General features: G+C 41.6%; 13 protein-coding genes. All 13 read left to right on the top strand.

Going from position 1 to position 12,137, the window contains the following annotated elements:
* Positions 1–389: 389 nt before the first annotated feature.
* Positions 390–1,259: a cation diffusion facilitator family transporter gene (locus NC799_RS07450; protein WP_272445769.1), complete on the top strand. Its 870-nt coding sequence runs from the start codon at positions 390–392 to the stop codon at positions 1,257–1,259.
* Between the two features lie 90 nt (positions 1,260–1,349).
* Positions 1,350–2,678, top strand: a complete 1,329-nt coding sequence (locus tag NC799_RS07445) for an MATE family efflux transporter (RefSeq protein ID WP_272445768.1) — start codon at positions 1,350–1,352, stop codon at positions 2,676–2,678.
* Between the two features lie 210 nt (positions 2,679–2,888).
* Positions 2,889–3,290: a hypothetical protein gene (locus NC799_RS07440; RefSeq protein ID WP_272445767.1), complete on the top strand. Its 402-nt coding sequence runs from the start codon at positions 2,889–2,891 to the stop codon at positions 3,288–3,290.
* An 82-nt stretch (positions 3,291–3,372) separates the two neighbouring features.
* Positions 3,373–4,443 carry a peptide chain release factor 1 gene (prfA, locus tag NC799_RS07435; protein ID WP_272445765.1) on the top strand — a complete coding sequence of 357 codons (1,071 nt, stop codon included), beginning with the start codon at positions 3,373–3,375 and terminating at the stop codon, positions 4,441–4,443.
* A gap of 3 nt (positions 4,444–4,446) precedes the next feature.
* On the top strand, positions 4,447–5,328 hold the full coding sequence (prmC, locus tag NC799_RS07430; RefSeq protein WP_272445764.1) for a peptide chain release factor N(5)-glutamine methyltransferase: 882 nt from the start codon (positions 4,447–4,449) through the stop codon (positions 5,326–5,328).
* Positions 5,329–5,498: 170 nt separating this feature from the next.
* Positions 5,499–6,155: a stage II sporulation protein R gene (gene spoIIR, locus NC799_RS07425; protein WP_272445762.1), complete on the top strand. Its 657-nt coding sequence runs from the start codon at positions 5,499–5,501 to the stop codon at positions 6,153–6,155.
* Between the two features lie 65 nt (positions 6,156–6,220).
* Positions 6,221–6,670 (top strand): hypothetical protein, encoded by a 450-nt coding sequence (locus NC799_RS07420; RefSeq protein ID WP_272445761.1) that lies wholly within the window; start codon positions 6,221–6,223, stop codon positions 6,668–6,670.
* Between the two features lie 341 nt (positions 6,671–7,011).
* Entirely contained in the window at positions 7,012–8,052 is a 1,041-nt protein-coding gene (locus NC799_RS07415) for an L-threonylcarbamoyladenylate synthase (RefSeq protein ID WP_272445759.1), read from the top strand.
* 59 nt (positions 8,053–8,111) lie between these two features.
* Positions 8,112–8,666 carry a manganese efflux pump MntP gene (locus NC799_RS07410; RefSeq protein WP_272445758.1) on the top strand — a complete coding sequence of 185 codons (555 nt, stop codon included), beginning with the start codon at positions 8,112–8,114 and terminating at the stop codon, positions 8,664–8,666.
* Between the two features lie 307 nt (positions 8,667–8,973).
* On the top strand, positions 8,974–9,582 hold the full coding sequence (locus NC799_RS07405; RefSeq protein ID WP_272445756.1) for a low molecular weight protein arginine phosphatase: 609 nt from the start codon (positions 8,974–8,976) through the stop codon (positions 9,580–9,582).
* 172 nt (positions 9,583–9,754) lie between these two features.
* Positions 9,755–10,198 (top strand): ribose 5-phosphate isomerase B, encoded by a 444-nt coding sequence (rpiB, locus tag NC799_RS07400; RefSeq protein WP_272445755.1) that lies wholly within the window; start codon positions 9,755–9,757, stop codon positions 10,196–10,198.
* Between the two features lie 46 nt (positions 10,199–10,244).
* Positions 10,245–10,787, top strand: a complete 543-nt coding sequence (locus tag NC799_RS07395) for a TIGR01440 family protein (RefSeq protein WP_272445874.1) — start codon at positions 10,245–10,247, stop codon at positions 10,785–10,787.
* A 36-nt stretch (positions 10,788–10,823) separates the two neighbouring features.
* Positions 10,824–12,062, top strand: coding sequence for a serine hydroxymethyltransferase (locus tag NC799_RS07390; protein WP_272445754.1), 1,239 nt, complete (start codon positions 10,824–10,826; stop codon positions 12,060–12,062).
* Positions 12,063–12,137: the final 75 nt, after the last annotated feature.

Raw genomic sequence — 12,137 nt, 5'->3', positions numbered from 1 at the left:
TGTCGATGAGGCACCTGATTATCGACAGAATTGAGTGCAGATTAACAAAAAGTGTCGATGATGCACCTGATTATCAACAAAATTGAGTGCAAATTAACAAAAAGTGTCGATGATGCTCACCGCCCACCCGATTGTCTAACCTTCAGCACCTAGCCCCTCGGGGTCATAAGACAAGCCGTGACGTGGCCAGCGACCGCCACGTCACGGCTTGTCTTATGCCTGCCTTAGTCTTACAAGGCGCGACTTGCGCTTTTCTTATAAGTTTCCCTTGTTCAATTTTTTTGCCTGTCTATTGTTTATGTTTGAAGTGGGCAAAAAGGTTGCTATAGACCCAACCACCCCTCATCTGGTACTATATTTTTACTGTTTAAAAATGGAGGGGAAAGTAGTTGGAAGAGCAAAAGTATCGCAACCTTAAATTAGGAGAACGTGGAGCAATAATTAGTATTACTGCTTACGTCATTCTTTCTATTTTCAAGCTAGTAATTGGTTACTTGACTAACTCAGCAGCACTCCAAGCGGATGGTTTAAATAACACGACAGACATTATTGCATCGATAGCCGTGCTAATTGGGCTAAGGCTGTCGCAGAAACCACCTGACCATAATCATGGTTATGGACATTGGAAAAGCGAAACCATTGCATCGATGGTAGCCTCATTTATTATGATGGCTGTAGGGCTGCAGGTGTTAATCGAAGGTTTTGTGACAATCTTTGAAGGAAGAAGTGATACACCTGATAGTACGGCTGCCTACGTAGGGATTTTTGCCGCAGTGGTCATGTACTTTGTCTATCTTTATAACAAACGGTTAGCCGAAAAGATAAATAGTAAAGCAGTGATGGCGGCAGCTAAGGACAACATTTCTGATGCGTGGGTTAGTATCGGTACGACAGTAGGAATTTTGGGATCGCAATTTGGTATGCCTTGGCTTGATACGGTTACCGCTATTCTAGTAGGTTTCTTAATTTGTAAAACAGCCTGGGACATTTTCAGTCAAGCATCGCACGAACTATCTGACGGTTTTGATATAGAGAAAATCCGGCTTTATCGCCAGGTAATTATGGCATTAGAAGGGGTTGTTGACATTAAAGAAATAAAGGGTAGAAACTACGGGAATAACGAAATCATTGATGTAGTTATTCAAGTTAACTCTTCCTTGAATATAAACGAAGCCCATGATATTGCGACGAAAGTAGAAACCGTTATGGTCAATGATTATCAGGTATATGATGTTCACGTTCATGTGGAGCCAAACTAATAAACATGTCTTATTCTGCATCAGAGAGATTGACTCAGATGAAGGTGAACAATCTTGTTCGTTAAATCAAATTCGAAATGATGTGGTCTCATGAAATTTCCTTATCAAGCTAAACGGGTTTATACGATTGCGCTACCAGCAATTGGAGAATCCTATTTACAAAGTTTACTCGGTATTGTTGATTCTTTCTTTATTGCACAGTTAGGCTTGTTAGCGATTAACGCTGTAGGTGTAACAAACATATACAGCATGACGTACATTGGTGTGTTTACGGCTTTATCTGCAACGATTTCTGTTTATTTATCACGAGCTTATGGTGCAAAGGACACGGACAGGAGTAAATCAGTCGTGTTTCATGGCCTACTGATTTCGATACTAGTAGGTTTATTGTTTTCCGTTGTGTCTGTTATTTTTGCTGACCCGCTTTTAAATTTAGTCGGTGCTAATACAGAATTGAAGGCCGAGGCAAACCTTTATTTTAAAATTGTCCTTGGTTTAATGCCTTTTGTTGCTTTATTTACTGCTCAATCTGCTACGTTTCGGGCGATAGGGGATACACGAACACCTCTTCGCGTTGGTATCGAAATGAATGTTGTTCATGTTGTGCTTGACTATTTGTTAATTTTCGGAATTGGCTCAATCGAGGGATTAGGACTTACTGGTGCTGCAGTTGCGATGATTTTGGCAAGAATTTATGGATTTGTTCGTCTTTCCATCAAAGCCCAGCGCATTCCGGCTATCGCGATAGGTCGAGATAACTTTCATTTAAGAAAAGTATTAGCGGTGAGCATGACAAAATTTGCCGTTCCAGCAACACTCGAACGGCTAGCGATGCGCTTAGGGCAAGTTATCTACTTTGGGTTGATTGTAAGAATGGGAACGGAAGCCTATGCAGCCCACAATATTGCCGGTACCTTAACCACGTTAGCCTATACGATAGGTGGAGGGTTTGCGATTGCTGCAAATACACTGATTGGTCAGGCAATTGGTGAACAAGATATAAATGAGGTAAAGGAATACAGGAAATGGAGTTATTTGCAAGCGGCTCTTTCGATGACAGTCGTCACTGTGTTGTTAGCCGTCTTTAGCCCGTTCATTGGACAATTATTTACGAGTGATCAGACGGTTATTAAGTTACTAACGATTATTTTAGCTATTGATATGTTCAGTCAGCCTTTTCTAGCATCTGTTTTAGTCGATACATCTGCCGTTCAAGCTGGCGGAAACAGTACATTTCCAATGATCGTAACGATGATTGGTATTTGGGTAATAAGAACGCTTGGAGTATATATATTTGCTTGGAAATTAGGCTTTGGGATTCCTGCAGTCTGGATATCGATTGCGGCTGACAACGCACTAAGGGCAGGATTATTTGTCTGGTACCGGAAAAAACAAACAGTTATTAAAGAGTTGGCCTAGAGAGTAGGAGTCAAGGGGATAGTTCACACGGCACATTTTAGGCCGAAGTGACCATCTCTTTTTTTGTAAATTATAACGTAGGTGAGGTGAATTTTTTCAGCCAGAACAGCTGCCAGAAAGAATCATAAGAGTACGCAGTTATATAGTGTTAAACATGGATAAAACGGTAATACTTAGAATAGCCATGTTTAATAGGAGGCACGATACTTCATGAAATACATAGCTGCGATTATGATTGTTGCTCTTAGTGTATTAGCTCTTGATGTTTTTTCAAAGGAGACCGAACAGCCAACCGCCCCGCTCGGTGTCGAACAAATAGACACAACTGATCAGGAAATCAAGCTAATCAATCAACCAAAGCCACGTCGGTTTGACCAATTAGGACAATCAACTGGTGATGTGGAAACAGATAAGCAGGTCATATTAGAAGCGGCTAACCGGGTCCCGAGTGTAAAGGCTACATCTGTTGAAATTAAAGGGTTAACAGCAACAATCACTGCCGAAATTACCGAACCAATGAATGCCGAGGAAGCACAAGCATGGGAAGACAATATTAAATCAGCCATTGAAGGTGCCATTCAAAAATATGAAATCAACGTCATCATTAAATAATTAATTCCTGTCGACGAAGCATTTTGACTGGAATATTCTCCTATACTATAATTAGACTGTTAAGGAGAAAGAGGTGGAGTACGTGCTCGATAGATTAGAAACGTTAGAAACTCGTTATGAAAAATTAAATGAATTGTTAAGTGATCCAGAAGTAATTAATGATACAAAGAAACTACGAGAGTATTCAAAAGAACAATCAGACCTGCAAGACGTCGTGCAAGCATACAGAGAGTATAAAGATGTAACATCAGAGTTAACAGATGCCAAAGAAATGCTTGAGGATAACTTAGACGATGACATGTACGACATGGTGAAAGCAGAAATTAGTGAACTGTCTAAATCGAAAGAAGAATTAGAAGCAAAACTTAAGGTTCTCTTATTACCAAAAGACCCGAACGATGATAAAAACGTTATTATGGAAATCCGTGGCGCTGCAGGTGGCGATGAGGCTGCTTTATTTGCTGGTGACCTTTTTAGAATGTATTCGCGCTTTGCAGAGACGCAAGGCTGGAAGATTGATGTGATGGATTCTAGTTCAACAGGTGTAGGTGGCTATAAAGAGATTATCTTTATGATCAATGGCCAAGGCGCTTATTCCAAACTAAAATTTGAAAATGGCGCCCATCGTGTTCAGCGTGTTCCAGAAACAGAATCCGGTGGTCGAATCCATACGTCGACGGCAACGGTTGTTGTTATGCCAGAAGCGGAAGAAGTAGAAGTGGATATTCATGAAAAAGATATCCGGGTTGATACGTTTGCATCAAGTGGTCCTGGTGGGCAAAGTGTTAATACGACGATGTCTGCTGTCCGTTTGACGCACGTTCCAACTGGAATTGTTGTTTCGATGCAGGATGAAAAGTCACAAATTAAGAATAAAGAAAAAGCAATGAAGATTTTGCGTGCTCGGATTTACGATAAGTTTCAACAAGAAGCCCGAGCAGAACACGATCAAGCAAGAAAGTCTGCAGTTGGTACTGGTGACCGTTCGGAGCGGATCAGGACCTATAATTTCCCGCAAAACCGTGTCACTGACCACCGGATCGGTCTAACGATTCAAAAGCTTGATCAAATATTACAAGGGAAGTTTGATGAGATCGTTGATGCACTACTAATGGAAGAACAAGCAAATAAATTAGAGCAAATTGGTGAATAAGCTATGGACACAATGAAAATTCACGAAGCCCTCCGCTGGGCTTCTCTTTTTTTACAAAAGCATAACCGGGAAGAGCGGGTTGGAGAAATTTTACTACTACACCATCTTGGGATGTCTAAAGTTGAGTTTCTTAGCTCGTTACGTGAGCAGGTGCCACAGGTAAAGCTAAAGGCGTTTTGTGCAGATGTCAGGCGTCATGCGGAAACGGGGGTACCTGTCCAGCATTTAACCGGCGTCGAATCGTTTTATGGTCGAACGTTTCACGTCAATGGTGATGTGCTTATACCGAGGCCAGAAACGGAAGAACTAATTGTTGGTGTACTCGAGTATGTGGAGAAAATCGATTGGCATGGCCAAAAGACGCACCAATTGGTAGATGTTGGGACAGGTAGTGGCATTATTGCAATTACGTTAAAGCTTGAAAGACAAGCAAGTTTGGACGTTTCAGCATGCGATATTTCAGATGACGCCCTAGCTGTTGCAACGGCTAACGCGCTTGCCCTTGGTGCACAGGTAGATTTTTTACAAGGGAATTTCCTAAAGCCATTACTAGATAAAGGAAAAAAGGTTGATATCATTGCCTCAAATCCACCTTATATCCCGTATGCGGAAAAAGCAACCCTTAGTGATACCGTGAAAAATTATGACCCGGCACTCGCTTTATATGCAGAAGATGATGGGTTAGCCGCATATAAAAAAATTATCGCCCAGGCTGTTGATGTTCTGCGTGTCCCTGGTTTAATTGCCTTTGAAATCGGGCACGAGCAGGGCAATGCGGTAAGGGAGATAATCCTCCAGTCGTTTCCACACAGTAACGTTGAGGTTAGGAAAGATATCAATGGGAAGGACCGGATGGTTTTTGCGGTAATAGATAGTAGAAAATGACTAAGGTTGCACCAAACCTGCAAAAATAAAAAAAATATCACGCAAAACCCCCGCCAAATCAACCATTCAACCGAATAATGTAAAAAAATTTAAAAAAATAATAGATTACAAGTTTAAAAGATAGATTCCTGTCCATACTGTGAGTAACAGTAATTAAGGGGGCAGGAATCATGAAGAAAAATATTGTTGCATTTATCGTATTTCTTATTATTTTTGCAAGCATACCAGCGAAAGGATTTAGCGCAGGTGCTGCTGATCAAGACAATAATTTAGATTCAAACATCGAAACAGGTCAGGAATTTCAAGTTATCCCAGATGAAGCGATTCGTCTCCGCATTCTAGCAAATAGTGATAGTGATGATGACCAGACGTTGAAGCGTCAAGTTCGTGACGAAGTGAATAAGGAAATTACCAAATGGGTAAAAGAAATTGACAATATCGAGGAAGCAAGACAAATAATAGAAGAAAGAATAAGTGATGTTGAAGTAATTGTAGGAGAAGTTTTGAAGGAAAAAGGCATTGATCAAAGTTATCAAGTAGAGTATGGCAAAAACATTAAGTTCCCAACGAAAGTGTATGACACGTACGTTTATCCAGCCGGGGAATATGAGGCGATTCTAATAACACTAGGTGATGGTAAAGGTGCAAATTGGTGGTGTGTCTTATTCCCGCCACTCTGTTTCTTAGACTTTTCTAACGGTACAACCGTTGCCGATGATGACAAGCAAGAAGGGCAAGAGGCCAACGAAACGAAGGAAGTTGCTAATCAAGCGGACGACGAAAAAGAAGTTAAGTTTAAGTTTTTCTTTATGAAATGGTTTAGCTAATCTATCATATATTACTCTTTCTCTCATAAACTAGTATAAAACTAGTAGATGGAGGAGAGATTAGGATGAATTTTGTAGCAACGGAAACACTAAATTTGACGGCACTCGAAACCTTTTTTGAAAAGCAATGGGAAACAATCGAGGACAAAGCAACATTACATCAAGATGGATTTTTTGTTGAAGAAGATGGGGAATATAAGGCGTATTTTTCCTTATCGCCTGTCGATAATGGTGGCTACTGGCTAAAGAGCTTATACATGAAAGAAGGCGCACCAACAACATATCCACTGGCAATCATTGAATCATCAATTGCACTAGCACGTGAGAAAGGCGGCAAGGAGTTGTATGTGTTCAGTCATCAGTCAGCCTTAAACTCCTTGCTATCGTTACTGCAATTTAAACAACAAGAAGAACCATCCTTCGCCGGCGATAGTATCTATGCGAACGGAACTTGGTGGAAAGTAATACTCCATCAATCAACCCATCAATCAACAAAAGTTGTGGATAACCAATGATTTCATTCACATTTGTGGATAAATCTTGTGAACAACTTGTACACAGCCTGTGAATAACCTGTGGATGAACGTGGAAATGATGTGAATAAATATAGAAAAGCGCAGGCGCCTGATCAGACCTTTCTACTAAAAAGAATCTTTATTATTTGATACCTTTCCGCTAATGTGCTAAACATAAAGAGAGTAGGTGAAACTCTTTGCTATAGAAAGCAAAGAGTTTTTGCCGTTGCAATACATAGAATAAAGTTGTGGATTACTCTGTCAACTGGGGATAAAATATCGATAATGGATGATAGAATGAGTAGAAAATATAGGTTTTGGAAAGCAAAAGGAGAGCAACAATGGAAACGAAATGGTGGAAAATAGATGAGAATCAACTAGATAAGAAGGAAGCGGCATTAAACCAAGCAGCAAATCTGTTACATAACGAAGAAGTCGTCGCCTTTCCTACCGAGACAGTTTACGGGCTTGGTGCTGACGCAACGAAGGAAGCTGCCGTAGCCAAAATATTTGTGGCGAAAGGGCGACAAAAGGATAATCCACTGATCGTTCACGTCGCATCGATCGAGCAAATCAATGATTACGTGACCGAAATTCCAGAGGTGGCAAAGCGGCTGCTTGCCGCATTTGCACCTGGGCCAATCACGGTAATTTTACCAAGTAACGGTACGATTGCAGCAAATGTGACAGCAGGGTTATCCACCGTTGCATTCCGAATCCCAGACCATCCTGTTGCAAAACAGTTACTAACAGTCAGTCAACTACCGCTAGCAGCTCCAAGTGCGAATAAGTCAGGAAAGCCTAGTCCGACAAAGGCCGAACACGTTATCCACGACTTAGACGGGAAAATTGCAGGCGTGGTCGACGGAGGGGCGACAGGGGTCGGCCTCGAATCAACCGTGGTCGATTGTACATCAGAGCTTCCCGTTATCCTAAGGCCTGGTGGAATTACGCTTGAGCAGTTACGAACAGTTGTGGATAACATCATCGTCGACCAAGCGTTAGTCAAGCAAGTCGATCAACCGAAAGCGCCGGGGATGAAATACAATCATTACGAACCGGATGCACCACTATGGCTTGTCGCTGGAGATACTACCTTTTTTCAAGCACAAATTAATCAGCTTGAACAAGCAGGGCAAAAGGTCGGGGTCATGTGTAGCACAGAGTTATCCACACAACTAACAGCTCGTCTCCTTATTCCGTGTGGATCAAAAGAAATGCTTGCAGAAGTTGCTGTTAACCTGTACGACACGCTTCGTTTTTTTAACAAGGAAAAAGTCGACGTTATTCTCTGTGAGATGTTTCCGGAGGTCGGTGTTGGCCAAGCGATTATGAACCGGTTAGAAAAAGCTGCAACCAAAGTTGTTCATCAACAAAATTAACATAAACCGCCAATCCCAAACATATAGTGGAGTAGCATGTCCAGAGAGGGGATGGCGGGATGCCTGTGGTAAACCTAGGGGAGATTATTTCCTTATTTTTTGTGGCAACAGCCTTAGGGATGGATGCATTTTCTGTTGGTTTGGGGATGGGAATGCAAGCGTTAAGGCTTAAAAGAATTTTTTTCGTTGGGGTGACGGTTGGTATGTTCCATATTGCCATGCCGTTTATTGGCATTTTACTTGGTCAGTTTATCTCGACGAAATTAGAAGGATTTGCTGTAGTGGCTGGGGGGCTATTGTTGTTTGGTCTCGGTGCGTACATGCTACTAAATTCTTTTAATCAAGACGATGAGCCTGCAATAAGCCCAGTTGGCTTCGGACTAATAGCATTTGCACTTAGCGTTAGTTTAGATAGTTTTTCAGTAGGACTAAGTCTAGGTATGTCCGGAGTGAAAATCTTTTTGGCTCTCGTATTGTTTGGCGTTGTTAGTATGGTGTTAACGTGGGCTGGTCTTTTACTTGGGCGTAAAGCGAAGGGGCTGCTCGGTATATATAGTGAGCTATTAGGTGGGAGTATTTTGTGTGCATTTGGTTTAAATATCCTGTTTGGTTGAAAAGGGTACGAGCTCAGAAATGCGATAAGAAAAGCGCCCTGCGCTAGACAGCTTTTAGATCTTTTATACTCTTATCTTTTAAAAAATAGAGGGACTGTCATTTACTAAGTCAAATTAGTAAATAGGCAATCCCTCTATTTTGTCGATAAATGTCTGTTATGGTATAGTTTTTTTAAAGCGTAAGTAAATTTCTTGGTTGATTGATCATTCGTGTAATCTCAATAAACAAGGTTCCGTTCGGGTTATTTTTGGAATAGTATATAGAGTTAAACGTGAATAGAAATGGCAAAAGATGGGGGTATAAACGATGAAAGTATTGTTTGTTTGTACGGGAAACACGTGCAGAAGTCCGATGGCGGAAGCTTTACTGAGCAAAATCTCATCTTGTGATGTTAAGTCAGCAGGGATTTATGCAGGATATGGGACTCCTGTTTCACAAGGGACCGCCGAAGTTTTACGCGACTTGGGAATTTCACTGAACCATCAGTCAAAACCGGTTACCCCAGAGTTACTTGATTGGGCAGATTTAATTTTAACGATGACAACACAGCACAAGCAGGCGTTGGCACTACAGTTTCCGACGGTCCACGATAAATTGTTTACCTTAAAAGAATATGTTCTTCAAGATAATGATGAAACTTGGGAACAATTAAAAGAGGCCTATTTTCAGCTAGAGCAAAAGCGGGCAGCATTTATTGCAGAACGTGGCAGGGAACTTAGCCCAGGTGAAATGGACCGGGCGTTATATGATTATTTACAAAAAGAATTAGCGGAAATTCAAGTGCTAGAAGCAAAACTACCGAACTATGACATATCTGACCCATTTGGTGGCAACAAAGCAACTTACCAAAAAACTTTGGCAGAAATGGAAAAGTATATTGAACTACTAGCAAAAAAGATAGACAATAGAGAGTGACAACAAATTCGGTGGACTGTTTCGTGACCCGCGTGGCGAAAGAGCTTCTCTTGCCTTTTGTCCCGGGAGTCCTTTAGAGTAGGTATGCCCGATGTAAGTTTGTTAGGATCGATGCCTATTTACTCTTAAAATTGCATAAAATTTTTATCTTTTAAAAAAGGAGTTGTATGAGATGAAAGTAATTCTTGCATCAGATCACGGTGGAGTAGAGCTTCGCAAGGAAATTGGTGAACTATTAAAAGAAATGGATATTGAATTTGAAGATATTGGCTGTGACTGTGAGGGGTCTGTTGATTATCCTGACTATGGTATTCCTGCTGCTGAGCGAGTGGCGAGTGGGGAATTCGATAAAGGTATTTTAATTTGTGGAACTGGAATTGGTATGTCGATTGCAGCGAATAAAGTCAAAGGCATTCGCTGTGCACTTGTCCATGATGTTTTTAGTGCAAAAGCGACTCGTCAACACAATGACTCCAATGTAATTGCAATGGGTGCGCGCGTCATTGGTCCTGGTCTTGCTTTAGAGATTGTCAAAACATGGTTAACAACCGAATTTGAAGCGGGTCGTCACGCAAAGAGAATTGGCAAATTGGCAGATTACGAAAATAACGGATAACGGGATTTTGGAAAGGAAGGTTTATGTGGAGCAGCTAAAGCAACAAATGAAAGCAATCGTCGATGAATGGATAGCATCAGGTTATCTTACGCAAGACACATTATTTGTGATTGGTTGTTCTACGAGTGAAGTTGCAGGAGAACACATTGGCACATCCGGTAGCGAAAAGATCGCAGCAGAAATCTATATGGAACTCACTCGTTTAAAGCAAGAAACAGGTGCAAAGCTGGCATTTCAATGCTGTGAACATTTAAATCGTGCATTAGTGGTAGAACAAGAGACGATGAGGAAGTATAATGGAGAACAGGTGAGTGTGATCCCGGTACAAAAGGCAGGTGGCTCCATGGCCGCTTATGCCTATAAACAGATGGACAAGCCAGTAGTCATCGAAGAAATTCGAGCTGACGCCGGAATGGATATCGGTGAAACGATGATTGGGATGCATTTGAAGCGTGTCGCTGTACCGCTTAGATTGAAAGAAAGATATGTTGGACGTGCTCGTGTCACTGCGGCTAGAACCCGTCCAAAGCTTATCGGTGGTGAAAGAGCTGTCTATCCACATGTTGAAAGTAGCAACAACTGCGACTAGTTAACCGTAAAAAAAGAATGATGAGGGGGCAATACGATGTTAGAAAACGTAAAACAATTTGATGCAGAATTATTTGAAGCAATGGAAAAGGAAAGAAAACGTCAAAATGACAAAATTGAGCTTATCGCCTCAGAGAACTTTGTTTCTCAAGCGGTTATGGAAGCACAAGGCTCTGTGTTAACGAACAAGTATGCAGAAGGTTATCCAGGTCGCCGTTATTATGGAGGCTGTGAATATGTCGATATCGTTGAAAATTTAGCTCGTGACCGTGCTAAGCAGCTATTTGGTGCTGAGCATGTCAATGTTCAACCACACTCTGGTGCACAAGCGAACATGGCTGTTTATTTTACTATCCTAGAAACTGGTGACACAGTGCTTGGAATGAATTTAAGTCATGGTGGCCACTTAACCCATGGTAGTCCAGTCAACTTTAGCGGAAAGCACTATAACTTTGTGGAGTACGGTGTCGACAAAGATACAGAGCAGATTGATTATGATGCCTTATTGGAAAAAGCAAAAGAAGTGAAGCCAAAGCTAATTGTTGCTGGTGCTAGTGCGTATCCACGTCAAATCGACTTCAAGCGATTCCGTGAAATCGCAGACGAGGTCGGTGCGTACTTGATGGTTGATATGGCCCACATTGCAGGGTTAGTTGCTACTGGACTTCACCCAGACCCAGTCCCACATTCCCATTTTGTAACGACGACAACACACAAAACATTACGTGGGCCTCGTGGTGGGATGATTTTGTGTAAAGAAGAATTTGCGAAACAAATTGATAAATCTGTGTTCCCTGGAATCCAAGGTGGTCCTTTAATGCATGTTATTGCAGCAAAGGCGGTAGCATTTAAAGAAGCACTACAAGACGATTTCAAAACATATGGTGAAAATATTATCGCAAATGCAAAGCGCTTTGGTGAATCGCTTCAGGCAGAAGGAATTCGGACCGTCTCTGGTGGAACAGATAATCATTTATTGTTATTAGACGTTCGTGGCTTAGGGTTAACCGGTAAAGATGCGGAAAAGGCATTAGATGATATCGGTATTACGACTAATAAAAATGCGATTCCGTTTGATCCGGAAAGCCCATTCGTTACAAGTGGTGTCCGTGTCGGTACCGCTGCTGTCACATCACGCGGCTTTGGTGTTGCAGAAATGGAAGAAGTAGCCTCGATTATCGCGTTCACGTTGAAAAATCATACAGATGAAGCGAAACTGAAGGAAGCTTCCGCACGTGTCGAAGCGTTAACGAATAAATTCCCGCTATATCAATAAGATGATAGGCATCCCTTGCTGTTTGATGTGCAGTGAGGGATGTTTTTTGGTGTTGAACAAGTGGCGGGGAAAGGA

It is taken from the genome of Aquibacillus salsiterrae (assembly GCF_028416595.1).
GTDB lineage: Bacteria > Bacillota > Bacilli > Bacillales > Amphibacillaceae > Aquibacillus_A > Aquibacillus_A salsiterrae.
The sequence above is the reverse complement of the archived record's forward strand: the minus strand, read 5'-3'. Positions and strand labels throughout refer to the sequence as shown.

What these genes read in the sequence shown, in the direction of transcription:
- NC799_RS07390 (WP_272445754.1), top strand. Translation starts at nt 10,824, where the DNA reads ATGTTAGAAAACGTAAAACAATTTGATGCAGAATTATTTGAAGCAATG.
- NC799_RS07440 (WP_272445767.1), top strand. Translation starts at nt 2,889, where the DNA reads ATGAAATACATAGCTGCGATTATGATTGTTGCTCTTAGTGTATTAGCT.
- prmC (WP_272445764.1), top strand. Translation starts at nt 4,447, where the DNA reads ATGGACACAATGAAAATTCACGAAGCCCTCCGCTGGGCTTCTCTTTTT.
- NC799_RS07410 (WP_272445758.1), top strand. Translation starts at nt 8,112, where the DNA reads ATGCCTGTGGTAAACCTAGGGGAGATTATTTCCTTATTTTTTGTGGCA.
- NC799_RS07420 (WP_272445761.1), top strand. Translation starts at nt 6,221, where the DNA reads ATGAATTTTGTAGCAACGGAAACACTAAATTTGACGGCACTCGAAACC.
- rpiB (WP_272445755.1), top strand. Translation starts at nt 9,755, where the DNA reads ATGAAAGTAATTCTTGCATCAGATCACGGTGGAGTAGAGCTTCGCAAG.
- spoIIR (WP_272445762.1), top strand. Translation starts at nt 5,499, where the DNA reads ATGAAGAAAAATATTGTTGCATTTATCGTATTTCTTATTATTTTTGCA.
- NC799_RS07395 (WP_272445874.1), top strand. Translation starts at nt 10,245, where the DNA reads ATGAAAGCAATCGTCGATGAATGGATAGCATCAGGTTATCTTACGCAA.
- NC799_RS07415 (WP_272445759.1), top strand. Translation starts at nt 7,012, where the DNA reads ATGGAAACGAAATGGTGGAAAATAGATGAGAATCAACTAGATAAGAAG.
- NC799_RS07405 (WP_272445756.1), top strand. Translation starts at nt 8,974, where the DNA reads ATGAAAGTATTGTTTGTTTGTACGGGAAACACGTGCAGAAGTCCGATG.
- NC799_RS07445 (WP_272445768.1), top strand. Translation starts at nt 1,350, where the DNA reads ATGAAATTTCCTTATCAAGCTAAACGGGTTTATACGATTGCGCTACCA.